The organism is Enterococcus sp. ZJ1622 (genome assembly GCF_011038845.1).
In the GTDB taxonomy this organism is placed as follows: domain Bacteria; phylum Bacillota; class Bacilli; order Lactobacillales; family Enterococcaceae; genus Enterococcus_B.
Genome location: NZ_JAAKDW010000004.1, coordinates 156,847 through 182,895, shown reverse-complemented (window position 1 = coordinate 182,895; position 26,049 = coordinate 156,847). Strand labels below are relative to the sequence as shown.

General features: G+C 35.7%; 16 protein-coding genes. 13 read left to right on the top strand and 3 right to left on the bottom strand.

Going from position 1 to position 26,049, the window contains the following annotated elements; all coding sequences use genetic code 11:
- Positions 1–47 precede the first annotated feature (47 nt).
- On the top strand, positions 48–3,701 hold the full coding sequence (gene rpoC / locus G7Y42_RS05415) for a DNA-directed RNA polymerase subunit beta' (protein ID WP_165005031.1): 3,654 nt from the start codon (positions 48–50) through the stop codon (positions 3,699–3,701).
- 66 nt (positions 3,702–3,767) lie between these two features.
- Here rpoC and G7Y42_RS05410 read toward each other — a convergent pair whose 3' ends face one another.
- On the bottom strand, positions 3,768–4,919 hold the full coding sequence (locus tag G7Y42_RS05410; RefSeq protein WP_165005033.1) for a hypothetical protein: 1,152 nt from the start codon (positions 4,917–4,919) through the stop codon (positions 3,768–3,770).
- A gap of 508 nt (positions 4,920–5,427) precedes the next feature.
- Here G7Y42_RS05410 and msrA point away from each other — a divergent pair.
- Entirely contained in the window at positions 5,428–5,946 is a 519-nt protein-coding gene (gene msrA / locus G7Y42_RS05405; protein WP_165005035.1) for a peptide-methionine (S)-S-oxide reductase MsrA, read from the top strand.
- 32 nt (positions 5,947–5,978) lie between these two features.
- Here the strand turns inward: msrA and G7Y42_RS05400 are convergent, their stop codons facing one another.
- Positions 5,979–6,683 carry an A24 family peptidase gene (locus G7Y42_RS05400; RefSeq protein ID WP_165005037.1) on the bottom strand — a complete coding sequence of 235 codons (705 nt, stop codon included), beginning with the start codon at positions 6,681–6,683 and terminating at the stop codon, positions 5,979–5,981.
- Between the two features lie 78 nt (positions 6,684–6,761).
- On the opposite strand from G7Y42_RS05400, the gene G7Y42_RS05395 reads away from it, so the two are divergent.
- The 8 genes from G7Y42_RS05395 to G7Y42_RS14975 all read left to right on the top strand — a co-directional run bounded on the left by G7Y42_RS05395 (position 6,762) and on the right by G7Y42_RS14975 (position 16,159).
- A complete protein-coding gene (locus tag G7Y42_RS05395) occupies positions 6,762–8,303 on the top strand; it encodes a gluconokinase (protein ID WP_165005039.1) in 1,542 nt (513 codons plus the stop codon).
- Positions 8,304–8,418: 115 nt separating this feature from the next.
- Positions 8,419–8,886, top strand: coding sequence for a Dps family protein (locus G7Y42_RS05390; RefSeq protein ID WP_002310545.1), 468 nt, complete (start codon positions 8,419–8,421; stop codon positions 8,884–8,886).
- Between the two features lie 274 nt (positions 8,887–9,160).
- On the top strand, positions 9,161–9,589 hold the full coding sequence (gene rplM / locus G7Y42_RS05385; protein ID WP_002323724.1) for a 50S ribosomal protein L13: 429 nt from the start codon (positions 9,161–9,163) through the stop codon (positions 9,587–9,589).
- 15 nt (positions 9,590–9,604) lie between these two features.
- A complete protein-coding gene (rpsI, locus tag G7Y42_RS05380; RefSeq protein WP_002287505.1) occupies positions 9,605–9,997 on the top strand; it encodes a 30S ribosomal protein S9 in 393 nt (130 codons plus the stop codon).
- Between the two features lie 397 nt (positions 9,998–10,394).
- Positions 10,395–11,990: a hypothetical protein gene (locus G7Y42_RS05375; RefSeq protein ID WP_165005041.1), complete on the top strand. Its 1,596-nt coding sequence runs from the start codon at positions 10,395–10,397 to the stop codon at positions 11,988–11,990.
- Positions 11,991–12,089: 99 nt separating this feature from the next.
- Positions 12,090–13,397: a hypothetical protein gene (locus tag G7Y42_RS05370; protein WP_165005042.1), complete on the top strand. Its 1,308-nt coding sequence runs from the start codon at positions 12,090–12,092 to the stop codon at positions 13,395–13,397.
- Entirely contained in the window at positions 13,357–14,571 is a 1,215-nt protein-coding gene (locus tag G7Y42_RS05365) for an SIR2 family protein (RefSeq protein ID WP_165005044.1), read from the top strand. The genes G7Y42_RS05370 and G7Y42_RS05365 overlap by 41 nt, the downstream gene beginning before the upstream one ends.
- Positions 14,572–16,006: 1,435 nt before the next feature.
- Positions 16,007–16,159, top strand: a complete 153-nt coding sequence (locus G7Y42_RS14975) for a transposase (protein ID WP_241161912.1) — start codon at positions 16,007–16,009, stop codon at positions 16,157–16,159.
- A gap of 393 nt (positions 16,160–16,552) precedes the next feature.
- On the opposite strand, the gene G7Y42_RS05355 is transcribed toward G7Y42_RS14975, so the two are convergent.
- Positions 16,553–17,818, bottom strand: coding sequence for a DNA cytosine methyltransferase (locus tag G7Y42_RS05355; RefSeq protein ID WP_165005046.1), 1,266 nt, complete (start codon positions 17,816–17,818; stop codon positions 16,553–16,555).
- Positions 17,819–17,950: 132 nt separating this feature from the next.
- Here G7Y42_RS05355 and G7Y42_RS05350 point away from each other — a divergent pair, with 132 nt between their 5' ends.
- The 3 genes from G7Y42_RS05350 to G7Y42_RS05340 are packed head-to-tail and all read left to right on the top strand — an operon-like array spanning position 17,951 to position 25,740.
- The gene (locus tag G7Y42_RS05350; RefSeq protein ID WP_165005048.1) at positions 17,951–20,380 is read left to right on the top strand and encodes a hypothetical protein; all 2,430 of its coding nucleotides are present in this window, start codon (positions 17,951–17,953) and stop codon (positions 20,378–20,380) included.
- A complete protein-coding gene (locus tag G7Y42_RS05345; RefSeq protein ID WP_165005050.1) occupies positions 20,361–23,822 on the top strand; it encodes a helicase-related protein in 3,462 nt (1,153 codons plus the stop codon). Before G7Y42_RS05350 ends, G7Y42_RS05345 begins: the two co-directional genes overlap by 20 nt.
- Before the next feature lie 13 nt (positions 23,823–23,835).
- Positions 23,836–25,740: a DUF1998 domain-containing protein gene (locus tag G7Y42_RS05340; RefSeq protein WP_165005052.1), complete on the top strand. Its 1,905-nt coding sequence runs from the start codon at positions 23,836–23,838 to the stop codon at positions 25,738–25,740.
- Positions 25,741–26,049 lie beyond the last annotated feature (309 nt).

Sequence of the window (26,049 nt, the reverse complement as noted above, 5' to 3'; positions counted from 1 at the left end):
CAGCCGTCTTGCGGTTTTGCCATTAAACGAAATGGAGGGAACCCCTTTTGATCGATGTAAATAAATTCGAAAGTATGCAAATAGGTTTGGCTTCTCCCGAAAAAATCAGAAGCTGGTCTTATGGTGAAGTAAAAAAACCTGAGACGATTAACTATCGTACCTTAAAACCTGAACGCGAAGGGTTGTTCTGTGAGCGGATTTTTGGTCCTACAAAAGACTGGGAATGTGCCTGCGGAAAATATAAACGGATCCGTTATAAAGGAATCGTTTGTGACCGATGCGGAGTAGAAGTTACTCGTTCGAAAGTCCGTCGTGAACGTATGGGTCACATCGAATTAGCAGCTCCTGTTTCACATATCTGGTACTTTAAAGGTATTCCTTCTCGTATGGGTCTTGTATTAGACATGAGCCCACGCGCACTAGAAGAAATCATTTACTTTGCCTCATATGTAGTCATCGAACCAGGAAATACGAACTTAGAGAAAAAACAATTGTTGACTGAACGCGAATACCGCGAAAAACGTGAACAATATGGACAAGAATTCCAAGCAGCAATGGGTGCAGAAGCAATCAAGCAATTGCTTGACCATGTCGACCTAGATGCAGAAGCTGCGGAATTAAAAGAAGAATTGAAATCTGCGCAAGGACAAAAACGTACACGTGCGATCCGTCGTTTGGACATCTTAGAAGCATTCCGTGCCTCAGGAAATGAACCAAGCTGGATGGTCATGGATGTTATCCCTGTCATCCCGCCAGATCTACGTCCGATGGTCCAATTAGAAGGCGGACGTTTTGCAACAAGTGACTTGAACGACCTTTACCGTCGAGTGATCAACCGTAACAACCGTTTGAAACGTTTGTTAGACTTGAATGCTCCTGGTATCATCGTCCAAAACGAAAAACGGATGCTGCAAGAAGCAGTGGACGCGTTGATCGATAACGGTCGTCGTGGACGTCCAGTGACTGGACCGGGTAACCGCCCATTGAAATCTCTTTCTCACATGCTGAAAGGGAAACAAGGACGTTTCCGTCAAAACTTGCTTGGTAAACGTGTCGATTATTCTGGTCGTTCCGTTATCGTCGTTGGACCTTTCTTGAAGATGTACCAATGTGGACTTCCAAAAGAAATGGCGATCGAATTGTTCAAACCATTCGTGATGCGTGAACTCGTTCAACGCGAATTGGCTTCAAACATCAAGAATGCAAAACGTAAAATCGAACGTCAGGAAGATGAAGTTTGGGATGTTCTAGAAGACGTAATCAAAGAACACCCAGTATTGCTGAACCGGGCACCTACGCTTCACAGACTTGGTATCCAAGCATTCGAACCAGTTCTAGTACAAGGCCGCGCGATCCGTTTGCACCCTCTTGTATGTGAAGCTTACAATGCCGATTTCGATGGAGACCAAATGGCTGTCCATGTCCCATTGAATGAAGAAGCACAAGCTGAAGCACGTATGCTGATGCTAGCTGCTCAAAACATCTTGAATCCTAAAGACGGTAAGCCAGTCGTAACTCCTTCTCAAGATATGGTCCTAGGTAACTACTACCTGACAATGGAAGAAGAAGGACGCGAAGGCGAAGGTATGGTCTTCAGAGATCAAAATGAAGCAGTGATCGCATGGCGTAACGGCTACGTTCATTTACACTCACGTATCGGTGTGAACCCTAATTCATTAGGCGACAAACCATTTACTGAATGGCAAAAAGAACGTACGATGATCACAACAGTCGGTAAGATCATCTTCAATGAGATCATGCCGCCAGAATTCCCTTACTTGAATGAACCGACAGACTTCAACTTGACTGTCCAAACACCGGACAAATACTTCGTTGAAGCTGGTACAGATATCCCTGCACATATCAAAGAACAGGAATTGGTCTTGCCATTCAAGAAGAAAAACTTGGGGAACATCATCGCAGAAGTCTTCAAACGATTCAAAGTCACTGAAACTTCTAAGATGCTTGACCGTATGAAAGACTTAGGGTACAAACATTCAACGCATGCTGGTATCACAGTTGGTATCGCAGACATCAGCGTACTGAATGAAAAACAAGATATCATCGAAAACGCCCATAAACAAGTCGAAACAATCACGAAACAATTCCGTCGTGGTCTGATCACAGACGACGAACGTTATGAACGTGTTATTGCTGTTTGGAACGCTGCAAAAGACAGCATCCAACAAAAACTGATGGAAGGTCTGGAAGCGAAGAACCCAATCTTCATGATGTCTGATTCTGGAGCCCGTGGTAACATCTCCAACTTTACACAGCTTGCTGGTATGCGTGGGTTGATGGCCGCTCCTAATGGACGAATCATGGAATTGCCGATCATCTCGAACTTCCGTGAAGGACTATCTGTCTTGGAAATGTTTATCTCTACTCACGGGGCTCGTAAAGGAATGACCGATACAGCCTTGAAGACTGCCGATTCAGGTTACTTGACTCGTCGTCTGGTTGACGTTGCCCAAGATGTGATCATCCGTGAAGAAGATTGCGGCACTGACCGTGGTCTTGAGATCCAAGCGATCCGTGAAGGAAATGAAATCATCGAATCACTTGAAGATCGTTTGATCGGACGTTACACACGTAAAGAAGTACGTCATCCAGAAACAAAAGAATTGATCATTGCTGGTAATCAGTTGATTTCAGAAGACATCGCAAAACAAATCGTTGATGCAGGTGTCGAAAAAGTAACGATCCGTTCTGTCTTCACATGTAATACGAAACACGGTGTCTGCAAACATTGTTACGGACGCAACCTTGCAACTGGTTCTGACGTTGAAGTCGGCGAAGCAGTTGGTACGATCGCCGCTCAATCAATCGGTGAACCTGGTACTCAGTTGACCATGCGTACATTCCATACCGGTGGGGTTGCCGGGGACGATATCACTCAAGGTCTTCCTCGTGTCCAAGAAATCTTTGAAGCACGTAATCCGAAAGGGCAAGCAGTGATCACAGAAGTGACAGGGGATGTCATCGATATCTCAGAAGATCCTGCAACACGTACGAAAGAAGTAACGATCAAAGGAACAACAGATACACGTACGTATACTGTTCCTTATACAGCACGTATGAAAGTAGCAGAAGGCGACATGATCCACCGTGGTGCACCGTTGACAGAAGGTTCGATCGATCCTAAGCAATTGCTGCAAGTTCGCGATGTATTGTCTGTAGAAAACTACTTGCTACGTGAAGTACAACGTGTTTACCGTATGCAAGGGGTAGAGATCGGCGACAAACATATTGAAGTAATGGTTCGTCAAATGCTGCGTAAAGTTCGCGTCATGGACCCAGGTGATACAGATATCTTGCCAGGTACATTATTGGACATCGCAGACTTCAAAGACCAAAACTACAATACTTTGGTTGCTGGTGGAGTTCCTGCAACTTCTCGCCCAGTCTTGCTTGGTATCACTAAAGCATCATTGGAAACAAACAGCTTCTTATCTGCTGCATCATTCCAAGAAACAACTCGTGTGTTGACGGATGCTGCGATCCGCGGTAAGAAAGATCCACTTCTTGGTTTGAAAGAAAATGTTATCATCGGTAAGATCATCCCAGCTGGTACTGGTATGCAGCGTTACCGTGACATGGAACCAAAAGAAGTCGGTGTTGCAAGTGAAAATGTCTATAGCATTTCAGACATCGAAGCGCAAATGGCTGCTGAAGATGCAATGAACAACCAAACAAAATAGAGATCGTTAAACAACAGAGTTGAGTGAAATCTCAACTCTGTTGTTTTGTTTTATATGGAAAGTAGCTTACCGCTCATTGGTGTGATTAGAAGAAGTAGGAAAGGATCTTGAAGGCATAGGCCGGTGTGTATTTTTGGTTATGTCAGTTAACTGTTTCCTACGTATCACTTCTTGTTTTATTTTAGACACCATGTTTTGGGTTATGTTAAAAAAAGATGCGATATCTTTTTGTCTAATCGTAGGTATTGTTAATGCTTGTACGATTTGGTTACGTAATTCTTGTGGTATGATCCGCCATTCTTTTTCCTTGGGTACTTCACCGAATCTCTCATACAAAAGCTGATGGGCATATTTTTCAGTATTATCTTCTACATCTACAGATTGCTTGTGGTATATTTTATTTACTGTAGTTTGGGACACACCAAAAAAAGTGGCGATCTGACTCTGACTAAGATCAGGTAATGTCAATGCATGAGCAATCTGTTCACGTATTTTTTGTGAGATATTCCTATCTTCTCTTTCTTTGGAAACTTCGCCAAATTCCTTATACAAGAGTTGATACGCCTGTTTTTGGCTTATCTCGTACACGTTATTTAGCGATACATCAAAAAATACTGCAATATGTTTTGGTTGAATATGAGGTAGTGTTATTGCGTATGCAATTTGCTTGTTTATTTCTTGTCGTGAAAACTTTTTTGTTCTTTCTTTAGAAGAAATATCGCCGAATGTTCTACGCAAAAGCTGATAAGCGTTTTTCTTACTATTTCCTTCTACTAGAGTGTTCGTTTTTGACCTGTCCACATCAACGGAAGGAACTAGCTCATTAGGGGAGGATGGTTTGTCCGTTTGTTGATAAATGGCTGAATCGGGCAATACTGTCGCTAGTTCATCGATAAGTTGTTGTTCATGTTTTGTAAGATGCTCGTGATCCGTTACGGTATCAAAACGATAATCTTCCCCAGAGGTGTTATTAGGTAGAAATGAAAAGGACTCCTCAAATGGCAGAGGATCAGGTGAATCTGGGATCATTGAAGTTAGTTCATCGACGATTTGTTTCTCATCTTCCATGAGAGTTAAAGAATCATCCATTGAATGAGAATCGTATTCATGGGAAGATACAAGAGTCGTTTTCATTTTTTTGCTAGTTTCAGTCAATAGGTCATCAAATGAAATAAGGCCAGTGGATATCTCTGGATTTTTTCTTTTTGCATTAGGCATAGTTATCCCTCCGATAACATGGGGTTATTTATTCACAGGATAAAATAAAGGTGAATCATTTCAGGATAAGCATACCATACAAAATTTATACACAGCGTGGCTGAAAAGACAACTTTTTCTTACCTGTGGAAAAAATGGTTCAACACAATTGTCATAGTTATCCACAGTCAAGCGTAAAAAGAAGGAAAATAGAGAAAAATCCATAAAAAATACCAGTAGGGGGTAATGATAGCTGATCGTTCAAAAAAGAACAGAGAAAATGGCTTCTTTTCAGCTGCTCTGTTCTTTTTTCTGGCTTTTGATGATGCATCTATTGAAAGAATGATTCTTGGGTTTTATTCTCAAACGATTAGTTGATATATCAACTATGGTGAGCTGTGGATCAGATAAAGAAGAGAGTGGCGGATTATTATCGAATCCATCACAACTACTGTTTTTTCTGTCACAAGCAAAACGTTATCCCACTTTTGGAAATCAAGGTATGATGAATGAAAAAGGAGGATTTTATATGACAAAAAAAGCAGTTTTCGCAGGCGGATGCTTTTGGTGTATGGTCAAACCGTTTGAAGAGCAGCAAGGAATCATCTCCGTGACATCCGGCTACACTGGCGGACATGTACCTAATCCGACTTATGAACAAGTAACGACAGGCACAACAGGTCACACAGAAGCAGTAGAGATCGAATACGATCCAGCGCTCATTTCCTATGAGCAGCTAGTAGAGATCTATTGGCAGCAGACCGATCCAACTGATGCTCTAGGTCAGTTTGCTGACCGCGGCGATTCTTATCGTCCAGTTATTTACTACAGTGATGAGGAAGAGCGGGAAATCGCAGAACGATCGAAACAGTCTTTACAAGAAAGTGGCAGATTCGATAAACCGATCGTAACGAAAATCGAACCACGCACCGACTTCTATCCGGCAGAAGATTACCACCAAGACTATTACAAGAAGAACAAGCTGCATTACACCCTTTATCGAGAAGGCTCAGGAAGAGCAGGATTTCTTCGTAAACATTGGTCTTGATAATCGAATATCGAATTTGAAAGAGCAGGCTGTCAGAACAGACAGACCTGTTCTTTTTGCTGCGACAAAATCATCAGTAAAGCCACGCTTAGAAAAGGGATAAAAGGCAGTTTCTCCAATTTTTCTTTGTACCGAAGAGAATAGATTAAAAAGAAGCACACACCGAAAAAACTGGCCGTGAACAACAGCTGGACGAATGAAACGAACGGCAATCCACCGCTCCAGCAGATCAGTAGCAAGATATCCCCTGTACCCAAATAAACGCGAGAGCAACATGCAAGAAGGCAACCGATCATGCTTGCAACAAGCATATTCTGCCACTGGAAACAGCCTGAGACCCACCAGAGAAGCCATAGAACGAGCCAAGAAGCATAAAGGATCTTGGCTTCGACCAAGAGATAAAGGACATCCATCAGCGCAAGCAGCCAAGCAGAAAGCAGCCAGATCAGAACAGTGAAGCTTCTCTCGGGAAACCAAACGAAAAACCAAACGAAGAATCCGCCAAAACAAATCTCTGTCACCAAATAAAGCGGTGATAAAGGACAGCGGCAATGCCGACAGCGAAATCTTAGAACGATGATCGATAGGACCGGAATCAGCTCATACCAAGAAAGAAAATGGTTGCAATTGACACAATGAGAGCTAGGATGAATAATAGAGTGACCTTGTGGCAATCGCTGTGCTGTCAAAAATAAAAATGACCCGACACAGCTGCCAATGATAAAATAAAGTAGCATAAGAAAAATCCTCCTTTCAAAAATAAGATACGCAAACATGCGAAAAAATATGTACATCATTTAATTTGAGGTGAAAAAATGAATGTTTCAATCGGACTAGACATAGGAACGACACAAACAAAAGCTGTTGCCTTCACAGATGAAGCAAAAGAAGCGGCTTCTGCTTATTTTCGTTATCCGCTGATACAAGAAACCCAAGGAATGGCAGAACAAGATCAGGAACTGATCTTTCACGGGGTCTGCACCGTCATCAAAGAAGTCAGTCAAAAACTGCCGAAGGGGACGAAGATCCAATTCATCTCCTTCTCTTCTGCGATGCACAGCTTGATTTTATTAGATACGAACAAAGAGCCGCTGACACGGATGCTCACATGGGCAGACAATCGTGCGGCAGACGAAGCAGAGGCATTTAAACATACTGTACTCGGACAGGAATTCTACCAACGAACAGGAACGCCGATCCATCCGATGACGCCTTTCAGCAAGATCAAATGGCTGCAAAAAAGCAAACCAGAATTGATCCAGCAGACTGCTTTTTATGTCGGGATAAAGGACTATATTTTTTATCGGCTGTTTGGTGAACTAGTTTGTGATTACGGGACAGCCTCCGGAACAGGTTATTTCAATATCCATACCTTCCAGTGGGACGAAACCGTTCTAGGAAATCTGGATATCAAGCAGGAACAGCTTCCTAAGCTTTTGCCGTCGACTTATCCGTTCAATGGATTAGGGACAGAAATGGCAGGAAAACTAGGGCTGGAAAATGATATATCATTTGTTTTGGGCGGAGCAGATGGCCCTTTGTCCAATCTCGGATTAGGAGCATTCGGCAACAGTATCGCTGCTCTGACGGTTGGTACAAGTGGCGCTTTGCGGTTCATTTCTGCTCAGCCGAAGTTCCATCCGCAAATGGAGACTTTTTGTTATGTACTCGATCAAACACATTGGGTCGTAGGTGGTGCGACGAGTAATGGCGCAGGGATCTTCGATTGGGCAAGTCAGACGTTTTTGCAAGAAGTAGTCCAAGAAGCGAAAAAACGCGGAGAAAATCCGTACGATGCCCTCCTTTCTGAGATCGCGTTTGTCCCACCTGGAGCAAATGGGCTGATCTTCCATCCGTATTTGCTGGGAGAGCGGGCGCCATTGTGGGATGCCGAAGCTTTCGGTAGTTTTATCGGTTTACAGCGTCAACATACTGAAAAAGAGATGATGCGTGCAGTCTTGGAAGGGATCTGTTTGAACCTTGATCGTATCTTATCCGGCATTTGTCAAGAAGGACAGCTGACAGAGATCCGGGCGACTGGCGGTTTTGCGCAATCACCGATTTTCCGTCAGATGATGGCAGATGTCCTAGGTTATCCTTTAGTTTTTCCGACCGTCAGAGAAGCATCTGCGTTAGGTGCTGTGATCTTGGGGTGGCAAAGCCAAGGGAAAATCACTCATTTGAGCGAAGCACAGGAACTGATCCAGCTAGAGGAACAAGTCGCCGTGCAAAAAGGGAACCATGCCGTCTATCAAAAAATCTATCCGTTGTTTGTCTCGACGCAAAAACTTCTGGCAAATAGCTACCAGCAATTTGCCCAGCTTAGAGAAGATCTGGCAGAAAACGAGCTGACCTGAAAAACGATAGGCTGTCCGCTGAATGAAAACCATTCTCATGTAAATGGTTTTGGTGTACTTTTTAAGGAAAGTCTACTATCATTTTAAGTGTAAAAATATGTTAGGAGGCAGTAAAATGAAATTCCAACAAACCAAAGAAGTATTAAATCAACTAGTTGCAGATCTTAGCCAAATGTCTGTTGTCGTACATCAAACACACTGGTACATGAGAGGACCAGGTTTCCTTACTTTACACCCAATGATGGACGAATTCATGGATGACTTGAATGCGCAATTGGATGAAGTCTCAGAACGTCTGATCACATTAGATGGCTCACCATACTCTACATTGCGCGAATTTGCAGACAACACGAAAATCCCTGATGAAGTCGGCCGTTGGGATCGTACTATCCCAGAACGTCTAGAAACATTAGTTGCAGGGTATCGCTATCTAGCAGACCTTTACCAAAAAGGGATCGAAGTTTCTGGCGAAGAAGGCGACGACCCAACGCAAGATATCTTCATCGAATTCAAAACAGCAACAGAAAAACGTATCTGGATGATCCAAGCTCATTTGGGCAAAGCGCCAGAAATCGACGCATAAGCGCGAAACGTATCGTTAATATGTAGAAAAAACTGCGGAACAGCATTGTTTCGCGGTTTTTTATATTATAAAACGACCCTTTTGTAAAAAAAGAAAGCAAAAAAGTAAAGTTTCATATAATTTTTTCAACCGATCAGAAAAACGTTGACATTGACCGGATTAGCAGGTAATATGTTAAATGGTATTGTTTGCCCCACAAAGAGCCCCGGAAACTCGAAGTGTATGTCAAACATCAGAACTTAAATTGGAGGAAACTAACGTGCGTACAACATATATGGCCAAACCAGGCGAAGTAGAACGTAAATGGTATGTAGTAGACGCAACTGATGTTCCATTGGGACGTCTTTCAACAGTTGTTGCATCTGTACTACGTGGTAAAAATAAACCAACTTTCACACCTCATTTGGATACTGGCGATTTCGTTATCGTCATCAATGCAGACAAAGTGAAATTAACAGGTAAAAAAGCGACTGATAAAATTTATTACCGTCACAGCAACTACCCAGGAGGATTGAAATCAATCACTGCTGGTGAATTGCGTGCTAAAAATTCTCGTCGTTTGATCGAAACTTCTGTAAAAGGTATGCTTCCTAAAAACACTTTAGGCCGCAAACAATTTACAAAATTGAATGTATACGGTGGAGCAGAACATCCACATGCAGCACAACAACCAGAAGTTTTAGACATCACAAACTTAATCTAATAGGAGGGAATTTCATTGGCACAAGTTCAATATATCGGCACAGGCCGTCGTAAAAACGCAGTTGCTCGCGTACGTCTAGTACCAGGAACTGGTAAAATTACTGTAAATAAAAAAGATGTTGAAGAATACATCCCACATGCTGACTTGCGTGAAGTTATCAATCAACCTTTCGCTGTTACTGAAACAAAAGGCGCTTATGATGTATTTGTTAACGTAAACGGTGGAGGCTACGCTGGACAATCAGGAGCTATCCGTCATGGTATCGCTCGTGCATTGCTAGAAGTTGATCCTGACTTCCGTTTAGCGCTTAAACGTGCTGGCTTGCTTACACGTGACGCACGTATGGTCGAACGTAAAAAACCAGGTCTTAAAAAAGCTCGTAAAGCATCACAATTCTCAAAACGTTAATATCGTTCGAGCAAAACACACCTTCTATTTGGAAGGTGTTTTTTTGTGTGTTATGAGAAATTGTACTGGGCAAATGTTGCGTCCAGTAACCTTGATCTTAAATTTCCAGACACTTTCCAGTTTTGGAAAGTGTCTTTTTGTAGTGGTTACATATAAAAAGTTATTACTAAGTTACATAGTTATTGAAATCAATTTAAAATAGTATATTTAGTATTGAATTAAATCAAAAATATAAGAGCTAATATGAATTATGGGAACAATTTATTTGTTAAATATTTTAATTTTATTTTTTTCACATATAAAAAATGGTATCTTTATTGTAGGTATTTATAATAATTGTGGGTGATTAAATTATTACGTTAAGAATGTGAGAATAATTTGAAAGAAGGGGTTTAATTTGGAATATGAAGATATAAAGAATTGTAAATTAGTACAAGTTCAAGAAAAAGGCCATCCTTTTGCCGGTATAGAATCAGAAACTATAATAGAGATAATTGAGCTTTATTATACAGGAAAATTATCAGTAACTAAAATAATTGATAAATTTGGACTTAAAATTGATAAGGTTTCTAAATTCTCCACGTATCTACCGTTTTTCTATACAAAAGAAAAATGTCCTTATGATGATTTACATCTAATTGCAAAATTGCCGAGTAAATCTAGCTTAAAATATTTTTCTCCAGATCTTCACTGCAATAAATGTGGTCATATTGAATATTATAAAGGTAGTAAGCTTTGTAGTTGTAACAATTGTCAACTAAAAAAAGAAAATGAAAAAAAGAGAATTTCAACTATTATCAATGATATTTATCTAGATAGTGAAATTGAATTTCAAGATATTAAAGTTTTTGACAGAGTAAATATTGCAGCGTTACTTCAAATTAGCAATTTAGAATTTAATTGCTTAGTACCACAATATAAAACGTATAAGGGATCAATAAATGGGTTTACAATGGAGACTCTTAGGGACTTAATTGATAAAGATATATTGAAAGTCTCTGAACAAACACCCATAGAAGTCTTTTCGAACATTACTGATACAAGTTTTTCTTATAAAGTGGATGAAACATTGTTTTCCTTAAATATAACAAACGAATATTATAGCAGAAAGGAATTGTTTGAAAAACTAAAGTATTTAGACGATATCGAGATAGAAAATTCTAGGGAATATATTCATTTGTGGAAGAGTTATGTTATTCAAGAGCTACTTAAGATATTTAAATTTGAAATGAAAAAATTGGGATTTTCTAAAGAATTGGATAACGAAGAAAAAGAAAAGATGCTTTATAATGCATTTGATGGATGGCTTAAGTTGTATACCCCGTCACAAGTCTATGCACTATTATATAAATCAATAAGAGATGCTGACAATGCGAGAACAACTGGAACAATTGGCAACTATCGATATCATGAAATTAGGTTTATCATCGTACTAGTAGACAAAATGATTATTAAGTACGAGCAGGAAGGTTGGGAAATTAAGAACTATGATTATCCAAATCAATTAGAATTAAATATACAAACGAAATTGTTCTTTATGAACGTTATCAAAGAAAAAAATTGGTTTAATATAATTATTCCAGATTGGAACCAAGTTACTTTTGAGAAAATTAGTATAAGCCATAACGTCGTTACTAATTATTCGGAGTATGTTGAGAAACTTGAATGTCAAAAATTTGATGATAATATAGATATAACACTTCACATGGCTAGATATTATTATCTTATACCGTATGGGGTAGTGATATATGATGGCAATGTTGAATGTTTGTTTGCAACAAGTAAAGATTTAGTAGATTATCTAGCAATTTTAAAGGACTCTGAACGAGTTGGAACAGAAGATGTTGGAGAAAGAGTTGAGATGCAAATTTCTCGTGCATCATCTTTTTATGTTGATAAAAGTTATTCATCAAATATTATTTATTTAGTAATTAAGAAATTGATAGAGAAAGGAATTCCAACTCTTGATGAATGGAAAAATAGAACTAATTAGTTTTATTAATGTATACTGTATTTAAAATATAGTAATCTTATTTTAATAGGGAAAAAATATTTTTTGAAAAATTGATTTATGTGGAATGGAGGAATTAAATTGGAACTCACTGATAAAAATACTTTTAGCTATAGAAGTAGTAAATATAGAAAAATTATTAATGAGAAAGAATTAAAAAAAACATGTATTGAATATTTGGAAGTTCACTCTATAGCTTTTAATCAAGAAGAATTTGATGATATTAGGACAATTACTGGGTGGGCTCGCTATATGTGTGAAGAAAAGAATATTTCTATTAGTGAATTTAATGGCATAATATTTTCTAATATGACATTTACGTGTAGCAATATTTTTTTGGACAAAATTACTAGTAATATTTTAGATAAAGATATAGAAATTTTTTTTGAGTTCATAATTAACAATATAAATAAAGATTTAGTCGGAATTGATCAATTTGAATTGATGAAAAAAAGTGGATTTAATTTATTAGATTACGCTGTAACTACAAAGAGCAATAAGTTGTTTTTTCCTCTACTTGAATATGATGCAGATACAATAAGGATATTATGTATCGTTCAATATGAAACTAAAAAAGATCGGGAACATAGAATGTGTTCAATTATTATCAATAGAAATAATAATGATGTTTCTTTTTATATTAATGGTACGCTTGGTAGTTTTGAACTATCTAATTACAATAAAGAGACAGTTTCTGGTGCAAAAGCCTTTTTTGTTTTACTCAAAAGATTTTTAAGTTCTTGTTTAAAAGTAACATTTATCCAGAGAAACCTAATCTATCAGAGCGAAAGAGAAAAAATATTTCTTTTTTGTAAAAAATTGAATCAGTGCATGATAGAAGACTATTCTAAGGATTTAGAAGTAGGTATTGGATCTACACTTACCGGACAAATTACACGAACATTTAACCAACTAAGAAAGATGAATGATTCTATAAAAGTAGATAGAAAGACTAAGGAAAACGTATACAATAAAATTTTTGATACATATTTGGGGCAGTATATTACTAAGGGGTATACAGAGAATGACTTGAAAAATAAAGCTATCGAAAAAGGTATGTATTGTTATCCAACTAAAATAAGTTTTACTGGACAGGAATTGTCTAAAGGAAAAGCAAAGACTAGAGGAAAGGAAATACCTTTAGTTTTTGAAGATGTATTTTATAGCTTAAATACAGATATAGATAATGCAAAAAAATTAGAAGAGGTTACAATAGCATGGTTTGATCAAAAATTTTTTGGTGGCAAAGACGAAAAAGATGTTAGTCAAACAACGATAACTGTTAATAAGAAATATTTATTAATAACCATGAATAACTCTGTTAATAAAAATAAGGGAATGACTACGTATGTTAAGCAAACTATTAGAAAAATACTTAATCAGGAATGAGCAGACATATTTGTCTCTCAATACAATTGCAATTAACATTCAAGGTGTAAGTCAAAGAGAACAATTTTTGAATTATTTTCGTGAGTATTTAAATACATACGAAGCAGAACAACTATTTTCAGAATTAATAGATGAAGGGTTTATCCAACAATCTATTCAATATGAATGTTCTGATGAATTTCATTCAGCAATAGTTTTACAGGAAAATTGTGAGTACTGTAAACAAAAAATCGAAGAGCATGAATACTACAATATGTTCAAGATAAATTTTAAAAAAGAACTAAGAAACTATAATATGAAATTGATGGATAGCTATTTTAAAAATGGTTCAGATATAGTTATACGAGATTTAAGAAATAATATGCATAGGGTAATTCCTTTTGTTGGAGCAGGGGTAAGTAAGACATTGGGATTTCCATTATGGAAAGAACTATTTCTTTATGCTCGTGATGATATACCTGAAAAATATGTTGCTATATTTGACAAAAGGTATGAAGATGGTGATATAGATAAATTAATAGAATGTATTTTGGAGTTTAATCCTTTAATACAAGATGAAAAAGACTTAAAGAGTAGAATAATTAAGCCTCAGATTATTAAAAAATTGACAAATGAAGAAATTGCTAATTCTATTCTACCTAATTTATTAAATCTAGACGCAGAATATATTTTAACAACTAATTATGATAATTCTTTAGAACAGTGTAATACACTTAAAGAAAAGGGTTATGATATAACCAATAATATTTTGAACTTTGAAGGGTTTGAAAATCTGGTAAACCAGAAGTATATATTTCATTTACATGGTGATATAAGTCAACTGGATTCCATGATCGTAACTACTGAGGATTATGAAAGGCTATATTCTAAAGAAAAAAATAGAAGAATATTAACTGGTTTGATAAGTAAATATTCAATGTTATTTTTAGGGTTTTCAATGAGTGACAATTATTTTTCTAAAGAGCTAAAAAGCATAAGTGATTCAAATAGTGGATATGGAACTAACTATATGGTTTTAATAAATGGTGATGCCTCTACTGAAAAAAAGGTTTTGGATAGTAATAATGTTAAATTTATCAATATAGTTACTGATACAAAAAATGAAGATAGTTATGATGTGAAAGCTCAATATAATTTTCTTTTCAATTTTTTGTGTGGCAATATATTTGATTGATTCATTTAAGAAAACTATATAATAAACCAGTAATAAAAAGAGCAGTAAACAAAATAAACTAGACTTTAAAGATTGAAGAATAGCTATAGAAGTAGTCTTGTTCTGATCCACGTGGATTTTTGGATACGCCTTGAGGTACGAGAGCTTTAAAATGTGCTAAAATCTATTAAAACAATACTTGTTGAAATATTGCTTAATCTATTATTACTAAAGGAAATTTCAATTCTTTAAAATTGTTTGATACAGAATTAGGTCTTAAAAAAGACCGTAAAGCATTACAATTCTCAAAACGTTAATATATTTTCTATATCGACATTTTCAGACGTTTCGCGATTCAGTTTGCGAAGCGTCTTTTTTTTGAGTTGACACCATTGCTTTCAAAAAAGTGAAAATCAATGAATTTTTAGTTGTTATATAGCCATAACCCATTGATATTAAAGGAATTTGAGACATATTAAAAAAATGGACGACTGAACTAGGTCTTAAAAAGCCCATAAAGCAACGCAGTTCTCAAAACGTTAATTGCGATTATCGTTCGAGTTCACGAGTTACGAGAATCGTACTGGGTGAAGCAATGCTGAGCGCAGTTTCCTAGATTCTAACTTTTCTGGCACTTTCCAATCTTTTGGAAGGTATCTTATTTTATTTTGGTTCTATGATATTTGGTGTTATTACTTAAATCTAGTAAGGACACCACATACCTTTTTATAACAGAAAGACATTTGAATTCTCTATAATTAAGTAGCCTAACCATTTCATTTATAGAAGGAAAATACAAATGTCTTTACCTAAGAATATCAAAATAAAAGATGACAATACAGACAATATGATCAAAGAGCGGGTCCATTGCAGAATAGCCCATTTTTTACGGGAATATTGACTTATAAACCGCGCCACTGCGAACTGTGCGGCTTTAAAACAGTGATTCGTCACTCGTACAAAGAGAGCTTAATCTAGCTGATTCTTTATCAAGAAGTCCCTTCTTATCTTAGTTTATTCAAGAAGCGCTTCTATTGTAATCATTGTCGTCACACATTTACAGCTAAAACCAATTATGTCGCTGAAAACTGCTACCTTTCGCAACCATTGAAATTTGCGACCACTGGTGATTTAAAGAAGAAGATCTCCATGAAAGATATTGCGGTACGATACTTTGCATCGTCTAAAAATGGTCGAATGCGCAATAGATTCTTTCTTTGAATAACTGCATCTAAAGCTTACTTACCGAAAACCGAAACATTTGAATAATTGATAAATTCAAAGGAACCAAAGACTGTGAAGCGCAATGAGCTTTATTCTCAGTGATGCCGACAATAGAAACACTTTTGCCGACCGAAGAAACTTTAAATTAACTATATATTTCCAACGTTTCACCCTGAAAGCAAGACAAAATGTGACACATATTGTAATGGACAGGAATGCTTTCTAGCACGTAGTGACACGAACTCTTTTTCCGAATACATATGTATCGATCGACTGGTTTCACTTAGTTCAACAATTGACTCGTACCTTCAATAAGCAACAAATCCAAACCATGAACCGGTTGAAGAAAAGCGATCCTAAAGCGATGAAAGTTTATCGTAAATAAAAAAAATTGGCGGACTGCCTTGAAAAAAGAAATCAAACTCAATTATGATTTTCTTCAGAAATTCCCGCTTTTACAACGAAAGTACGTGACCGAATCAAACGTCATAGACTATCTACTTTAGATCGATAAGCACTTGCGTAAAAGTTATGAAGTCTATCAGGAATTGTTGGCTTTTTTGAAGTAAAATATTTTACTGCTTAGTCAAGATCATTAAACGAATCACTTTTGGCTTTCTAACATTTCGCCGTTTGCGCATGAGGATTTTAATTCAACAAAATTTCTGTGAGATTATTTAATAACACAAAAAGAGGAAACGTCCAATGTTTCCTCAAGGTGATTTAATTAAAACAAAAAAATATTTGACAAAGAGACAAAATACTTCGTTGTTTTATATTAGTTTTCTTCATGTTTATCATATAGATATTCACGAATAGATTTACTTATTATTTTTGAAAAATAGGGAGGTACTGCGTTTCCGATTTGTTTGAAGGCGGCAGTTCTAGAATCTTCAAAGTAGAAATCGTCAGGGAAAGTTTGTATCCGTGCAGCTTCTCTAACTGTTATTGAACGATTTTGTTTAACATCTGGATGGATATAATAATGGCCATCTTTGGCGATATGTGCAACAACTGTATGACTGAAACCTTTGCCGTTTATAGCCTTAAATCTATCTAAAAATATATTGGTTTTTTTATGTGTGATAAGATGTGCTGGTAAATCAGAGTATTTAACATTTTTATTTTTTTTCTTTTCTTCAGCTACGATTCTGTAGATAGCTAAATCATTTTCTTTGTTTGGTCGGCAAATATTTTGTGTCAGGGGGACATTATCTTTACGTAGATTTTTTTTGACAAAAGTATTAGCGGGTGTATTAGAATACTCATTCTTTATTTGTCCTGCATTCATCAAAGGCAAATCTTGAAATAACTGATTAATTGTTGGAGGCGTTTCTTTATATTTTTTAATCCAATTGAAGAAATCTTCATTTTTACTTTTTTTCTTTTGACCAAAAATGAAAAGCCTCTCTCGTGTTTGAGGAACACCATAGTCAGCGCAATTAATCATTTTTTTTTCAATTTTATAGTGGTTAGTTCCATTGATATTTGAAAATTCATTAATAATTTTATCAAAAAGTTTTTGCCCATCTAGATCTTTGAAAGACAATAGACCTTTTACATTTTCAAAAATAAAAAAATCCGGGTTATAACGTTCCAAAAATTTAATATAGTACTTATATAAATAGATTCGCTCATCTTGTTCTTTGATTTTTTCATTCTGAGAACGACCAATAGTGGAGTACGATTGACAGGGAGGACCACCAATTACTCCATGAATTTTTTGAGAATTTTTATTAAGATCTATGGTAGAAAAAATATTTTCGATGGTATCTTCTCCAATACCGATATTGATAACTTTTGAAACTACATGTTCAGGTATTTTTGAAAAAAATTTATCATGGGTAATTTTTCCAGTTATATAATCATAATAAAGATTAAGATTATTTTTTTCTTTTAGATAATAATATGCATCTCTTAGCTTAAGTGTTTTGCTAGCAGAATGATCCATCTCTACGTGGGCAATCAAATTAAAAAATTCCGTATTTCGAAAACCTTCTGTTAGCCCACCAGCACCAGAAAACAAATCAATTATATTTAACATACTTACACCTCGAGAGTATTATACCAAGTTTGTAGTGGATAAGCTACTGAAACTATGCACTAAAAATCATATTAGTCAAGTAACTTAAGGTGTTGTATAATTTAAGATAAATCTAGGTTGGGAGTGCCAATTGTGGAGTTAGTAAAAAAATTAATTTTCTTGAATAGCCCTTTTGGCTATATTTCAAACAATGTAAAAAAAATTATTTCAGATTTTTTTGCTTTAGAAGAAATTGAAGGACAATCATATAATTATCAGTATTTAAATGGCAACTATTATAAGAATCTGGCTTATGCTATTTGCATGTGGATTGCAGCTGAGAATATTTCTAGTAATATGAAGTTAGATATGGATAGATTGAAAATAGGTCAGGAAATCCAATTTCAGAATCAATTCTATAGATACAAAGGAAAGGATAGTCTTACTGGAAAATATAGGATTGAAATCGTAAATAGAAAATCTGTCTATGAGCGTATTTTACCTCGTGAAAAATTAGAGAATGAAGCGAGCGTGGTTATAAGGACAAAAAAACAAAAGATAACATCTGCACGTCAAAATTTCGCCAATTTTTTGGAAATTGAGCAAGCTAGTTGGACAAGTGATAAGTCAATTATAATAATAATGGAAAGAAAGTATATAAATGAGCTACTGTTGGCAAATGTTAATATTGGAAATGATAAATATACATTTGATCAAGTGTGTAGCAGTAATTATTTAAAAAACGATATGGAAATTGGTTCACTGCCTAAAATGAATAGTATAGAAGAACCAATGGTGTTATTTTCTGCTAGCTTGCAAGCTGTTGTTGATTATTTAGATGATAATGAAGGAGCTGTGAAAGAACAAGCGGTATTTGTTCTTGGAGATAAATGGTTTAAGGAAAGTCAAATGTCTAGCTTAATTAATTTAGAAGATGCGTGTTGTGAGTATCAAATTCCACTGAAAATTTATTCGAGTATTCCGATGGTTATGGCATGGAATGCATTAGATTTTATTGGCTCTCTTGAAGGTGAATATTGTTGGCTTGACCCTTTAGAAGCAGGTAATTATCAATTTAATTATCACTTTGTTGAAAATAATCATGAATTTGAAAAAGCTATTAATCAATTAAACGAAATATTATCGGAAATTAAATTAAATCCAGAGTTAAAATACTTGGATAAAATTTTGAAGATATTTTTGAAAATGAATTATAGTCTAACTACAGGGAAATCTAAAACATTAGAAAATCAGTTGATGAAGGTACTAGAGTATCTTGAAAAAAAAGGTATCTCAGATTTTGATGAGTTGCCAGATATTTTAATTGAAATTTATGAAAATCGATTTGGTTACCAAGTTAAGAAAAAAATTGAACAAATTAGGCATAAAAATTCAAATTGTGCAATAATTGTTATGAATCAAATGGTATCAGAAATTTCTGAACTATATAGAAATGAAAAACAATTGACTGTGATTTCCTATAAAACTGTAATTACAGAAGATTTATACAATCAATTTGATCAGATTATACTTTTATCACCATATGCATCGGATAGAAAAAAATGGCTTTCTAGTTATTGTTGCAATCAAGTTGATATTATAATTCCTAGAATACAGGAAAAATATTTGCCTTCTTCTTTAAATAGGGAAAAGAAGATATTGGAAAAATTATATCAAATTGATTTTTTTGGACAGAGCGTAGAATCTTCAGCATATCTACATTCAATTAATAAGTATTTATCTCAAAGAAAACTACCTGTTATTCCAGAAGGTGATTTTGAAGGGTATGATTCTTTGGACATTATAGAAAAGGATCACGTAAACCAAGGTACATCTACGATAGAAAACTGTGATGAAGATTATGATAACACTGTTGGGGATGTTTCTTTACAGATTGTTCTGCAGTCGGGCAATGCCATAATGACTACAAATTATGGCAAACTTTTCGTACTAGAAAAAGATGGGAAAATTAAAAGAGTCACATCTTCGGAAATTAGGGTCAATCAAGAAGTACTAGAACTTTTGGTACCCTATTCAGATGAGTTTTATCGTCAAAGATTGAAAAAATTTAGTGGAACTAACCGAGATATGAATCGCTATAGGGAAATAAATATATTCGAGTACTATGATTATCTATGGAAACGTGAATTTATAACATTTATAAATAAAAATAATTTGAACACAAAACAGTTGAAAATTAAACTTGAAAAATTAGGGTTTCAAGAAAAGTCGCTCCCGTTTTATAAAAGATGGTCTTCTTTTGAAACTATCCCAATAGTTCCTCAAGATCGAGAATTCATAAAATTTATTGGTCTTATGATTGGTAATGTTGATATTGCTAATAATTATGAACAATATGCTGTTGCTAGCGCAAATGTTAAGCGAAGGCTAACAGAGACTAGAGACCATTTTATTACAAGTATTGATGGAAAATATCTAGAAGATGTAATTCTAGATCCGACTGTTATAGGATATGTAATAGATAAAATTACTCAAATTAATCACGTTTCTTTAAAGGATATTCCTAGGAACTTTACAAATAGAATCATTGGGAGGGATACAGTTGAGTATTCAGAAAGATAAAGGAAAACAAAAAGAGATACGAGATAAATATATCGAAGCAATCAGTGCATTATTATTAGGACCTGGTTCTGAGAAAATCAATGTAAATTTTGCTGAAGAGATTATTTCAGAGAAGCCTCAATCCCGTTATGCAACAGGAATTTTATATCCTATTAAAGATGATATCGGTGAACACGAGTTGGAAGAAGCTTCCTTGGACATTCAAGGTGGATTCGATAAAGAAGCCTCGATTGAAATTGATAACAGTTTTTTACCTTCATCTATTGGGATCACTTTTTATTGCAAAACCAAGATTAAACAGGTGAGTTTCTCTGTATCTACAGCACGCTATGAATCCCTTAAAAATCCTTATGTTGAAACAACGACAAAAATTTTAAAAACGTTGCAGCATTATTTATATGAATCAAAAGTAGAAAAAGTTGACCAGCTTTTTGAAATAGACGAAGAGGGAAAAAGAATTCGTCTAAAAAACTACAATGAAGAGACTGATAAGATAATTAACAATCTGTCTAAGGAAATGTATAAGAGTGAAAACTTAGATGAGGATACCAAGTTTTTGGTTAGTAAAATTAAAAATATCAATTATGGTAAAAAGAGCTGCTTTCAACGTAAACCACTTGAAAGTGATGTACTACTTGAATTGCATGATGGAGTGAGAAATCAAGAAATCAAATTTGATGAAGAATGTTCAGTCCAGTTATTTTCAAAAATAAAAGAGTTGAAAGTGGGAAATGAAATTGTAGCAGCAGTTACTCTTGTAGTGAAGAATATTTCAAAAAATCATTTTTTTCAAACAGAGATAAAAATTCCTGCACAAGAAGGAATCACTTTTATCGCATCCGAAGACATTAAAATCCCTGATTTAGCTAAATTGGATCCAGAAGATGCAATGAATTTATTTTTGTATCGTCAGAAAAAAACTTATGCCCATGGTCAGGGTGTATCTGCTGTTTGGAAAGAAGAGAATGGAAATATAAGTGAGATTAAGACGAGTTATCTACCTAGCTATGAACTGTTGCCGATGTCATTTGAGATTCCTGAGCTGACAGAAGATATTTTAAGGGCTGACAGCTATATTGATATGGAAAAAGAAGGTCAAATAAGTAAATTAAATTCCTTTGTTGTGGCCTATGATAATTGGGTTCAAAAATTGGAGTCATCTGTTGATAATTTAATTCCAGAATTTCAAAAATATGCTCTGGAAAATATAAAAAAATGTCAAGAATGCAGTTTACGTATGAAGAAAACTATAACATTTCTTGAAGAAGATGATAAGGCTTTTGAAGCTTTTAATCTTGCCAACAAAGCAATGTTACTTCAAAGAATTGATAGTGCTGAACAAAAGGTGTTTTGTTACGAGACATCTGATTTTCAAGACGTTGCATTTAATTGGCGGCCGTTCCAATTAGCCTTTACACTGCATTCTTTGGAATCTATTTTAAACGAAAACAGTGATGATCGAGAGATTCTAGATTTGATCTGGGTTAGTACTGGTGGTGGGAAAACTGAAGCCTATTTATTCGCAATTGCAGCGGTAATTATCTACCGAAGAATGAGTTACAGTAATTCAGATGGTGTCAGTGTAATCATGCGCTATACTTTGAGACTTTTAACATCTCAGCAATTCGAGCGAGCTTCGCAATTAATTTGTTCACTGGAATTTATCAGAAGGCGTGCAAGTGGCTTGGGCGATACCGAGATAACGATAGGACTATGGATTGGTGAAGGAACGCAAAATTATTTGAAGGCAGCTAAAGCCGATTTTGAAAATATGTTAAATGCGCATACTATTGAAGAAGCTAAAAGAAAAAATACATTCCAAGTTTTAAAATGTCCTTGGTGCAAAGAAGAACATAGCATTGTTCCAAGTGAAGAAAAACGTAATATCCCAAGACAATGGGGTTACTCACCGATTATAACCCGTAAATCTCATTATAATATGAAATGTAATAATAAAAACTGTGAATTTTCAAAAGGACTTCCAATTTATGTTGTCGATGAAAGCATTTACAATGTGCGCCCGACGTTGCTATTCGGTACTGTTGATAAATTTGCGCAGGTACCTCTTAAAGAAGAAACTCAGTATCTATTTGGTTCCGATGACTTAACCAAGTACCGTAGACCCGAATTGATTATTCAAGATGAATTGCACTTGATCTCAGGGCCTCTTGGGAGTATTGTGGGGTTATACGAAGCGGGATTTGATTATATTTTTAAAAGTGGAGAAGGTACAATATCTCCAAAATATATTGCTTCAACGGCTACAATTAGAAATGCAGGGGAGCAAGTTAAAGCAATTTTTGACAGAAAAGTATTTCAATTTCCGCCCAATGGGATTGATGTAGCAGATAATTTCTTCGTGAAAGAAAATGCTGTTGAACCAGGGCGAGCTTATCTAGGTATTATGTCTACAGGAAAATCACAGGTTACAACTGAAATTAGATTAGTATCTGCTATGTTACAAGCTATTACCGAGATTGGTCTAGAACCTGATGAGGAAGAATTATTTTGGACTGTCACTGGGTATTTCAACAGTATTCGGGAACTAGGCAAAGCTTCAGGTTTAATTCGAGATGATATAAAAGAATATATTAATCAGCTGAATCGTAGAAACAATACGAAAAAACGTAAAATTTGGGATAATACGAGTGTCGAGCTTACTTCGAGAAAGCAAGGAGTTGAAATTCCAGAGATTCTACAAAAATTGGAAGTGAAACACACTGCAAATGACCGAGAAGAGAGGAATCATCCTATCGATACCCTTATCGCAACTAATATGCTTTCAGTCGGGGTAGATATCAGTAGACTCAATGCCATGTTCGTAGTAGGGCAACCTAAGCTAACCTCTGAATACATTCAAGCTACAAGTCGTGTAGGTCGTAATTCACTAGGTTTAGTGTGCACATTGTATAATTCTTCCCGTAGTAGAGATAGATCACATTATGAAACGTTCCAATCTTACCATCAGAGCTTATACCGGTTTGTTGAATCAAGCAGTGTCACACCGTTTTCTGTTCCTGCATTGAAGAAGGCTGTTGCAGGAGTGATGGTTGCGATGTTACGCAATAATGTCGAAGAACTTTCCGGTGACAAAACACCTATAAATATTTTGAATGACGAAAGCCGCCTTGATGACATCATCGAATATTTGATGACACGGGTCAGGGATAGTGAGGATAGATACAAGTTATATAGTGAAGACGCTGAAATAATCATGAAGGAATTCGCTAATACTTGGCTTGAATTAGCAGAAGATGCTGAAACATCAGAAGGTGCAGAGAATGAAACAAGGTATTATCTATATAGAACAAAAACTCAAGAATTCCTTGGTAAATTACTTCTCAAATCATTCGATGATCGAAGTCATCATGAGGAAGCTACAAGAGTTATGGGTACTATGAGAAATATTGAAGATACAGCATATATGAGAGTAATTGACTAATTGAGGTGTTGAAATGGTTTATGATAAAACAAGTGTAAACCCAGAATTTAACGTAAGAAGGTCACAGCTACTTACGCCGTTTGGTATAGGTGCCTTAATGGATATTAATAATCAATCTGTGATGGTCGCAGATTCTGAGTACTGGAATTCGAATGAATGTGAAAAAGTTCATGATATCAGATTGGAAACAGAAATGAATGCTAATGGATTCATTGAACCTCCAGTAAAAGAGGCTGAAGAAATCATTGGTGTCAGATTTCCAAGCTGGTACTTTTCTCCACAAGACAGAACTCTGAGACCACTAAGTAAATGGCGAGAGTCTGTAGCAGCTCAAGGAATCCCTTCCAGAGTTAAAATGTTTGATAAACGACCATATGATCCCCGTCATAAAGGTACTGAACTTGTGCCAGTTAGGGTAGTATGTGCATGTAAAAATGGACATGCACAAGAGTTTCCATGGTTGGAATGGTCACATCCGAATATGTTTTTTGAGGATTTTAAAGGACATAAAATAAAATTAGAAAGTGTAGCGCAAACTGGGTCTATCGCTGATTTGATAGTGACATGTGAAACTTGTGGAAAGAAAAGATCACTTAGCGGAATATTTGATGAAAATAAATTTTCAAAAAAAATGGAAGAATTAGGAATACAATGTAAGGGACAATATAAATGGAAAAAATCAGATGATGGTGAAATGTGCTCAGAAGGAATTCATTTACGAGTTTTACTGAAAAATGCCAATAATTTCTTTTTTCCAAATATTTCAAGTTCGGTGAATATCCCTTTTAAACAAAACAAATTAATTGAAGCGGTTCAGTGTGCCACTGACTATTTATCTTTACAAAAGTCGCTCAAGAGTGTGTCCAGAGAAGAGGGAATTAATAAATTAAATGAAGATAAAAAAGTTCAAAATTTAATTGATTATATTGCAGAGGAATTGGGGCGAGACTCTTCTGCGATCAAGAATGCTGTGTCTCTTTATTTTTTTGAGCAACCTACCTCTGAATCTACTGGTGATATCATGGATTACAGGAGACCAGAATTTGAAGTATTGACTGGGAAAGAAGATTATGACAGAGAATCAGAGCGACTTAAAATAAAAATTTTTGATCAAAATGAATTGGATGAATCTCCCTTCAAGCAGCTTATTTCTAAAATTACCTTAGTGCATCAATTAGAAGTTGTGAGCGCGCTTCGGTCCTATAGCCGAATTGAACCAACCGACTCTGAATTAATGCGGGAACGCGCTTTAGAAGGTGAAACATCTAAAGGTGGGGTTAATGAAGTATCGTTAAAAAGAAAAGACGGTTATTATGTTGGGATGCGATCATTGGGTGAGGGGATTTTCTTTTCGCTTGATCCCAAGCAAGTTAATCATTGGTTGAAGAAGGTAAAAAATAAATCCGTCTACAATAGAATTGTAGCGAAAGAAAAAAATGTAAGATTTGATGATGAACGATCTTATATTAGACCGGACTATTATTTAATTCATACATTGTCGCACTTACTCATTAGAGAATTGAATATGAGTAGTGGGTATTCATCTTCTGCTTTGAAAGAAAGGATATATTATTCAAATAATCAAGGTGAAGAAATGTATGGTGTTTTAATCTATACTTCTAGCTCAGATTCTGAAGGCACACTTGGTGGTCTAGTTAAACAAGGGGTTCCAGAGAAATTCTTTGCATTGATAAGTAGTGCACTTGAGAAGGCGCAGTGGTGTAGCTTTGATCCTGTATGTATCGAAAGTGAATCACAGGGACGTGACTCGCTTAATGCTTCTGCTTGTCATGCATGTTCGCTTATTTCTGAAACGAGTTGTGAAAAAATGAACGTTTTCTTGGATAGAGGAGTGCTAGTAGGGACGTTGAATAATCCCGAATTAGGGTTCTTCACGGAAGCAATGAAGGTTATCTAATCTGTTGATACACTAATTATTAATTTCTTGTTTTGAAGAGGGGATTTTGAGGTTAATCTCAGAAAAATATTTTTAAAGGAACCGCATGTTGTGGCAATAGAGAACGATACTTTCTAAATTTACAAGATTTCATAACTTATGCAGAAAAGTTATCTTCTAAAACAGGTAACGTGAAGAAAGCTTCAAGTTAAGGGTTGTATTACGATTGTTTCTCGTTATGTTTGACTGGTTTATATGAGGAAATTTTCTAAGAAAATTTTGGTTTGTTAGATTCTTTTGCAGAGCTAAAAAAACTTAAGCTAGTTGAGA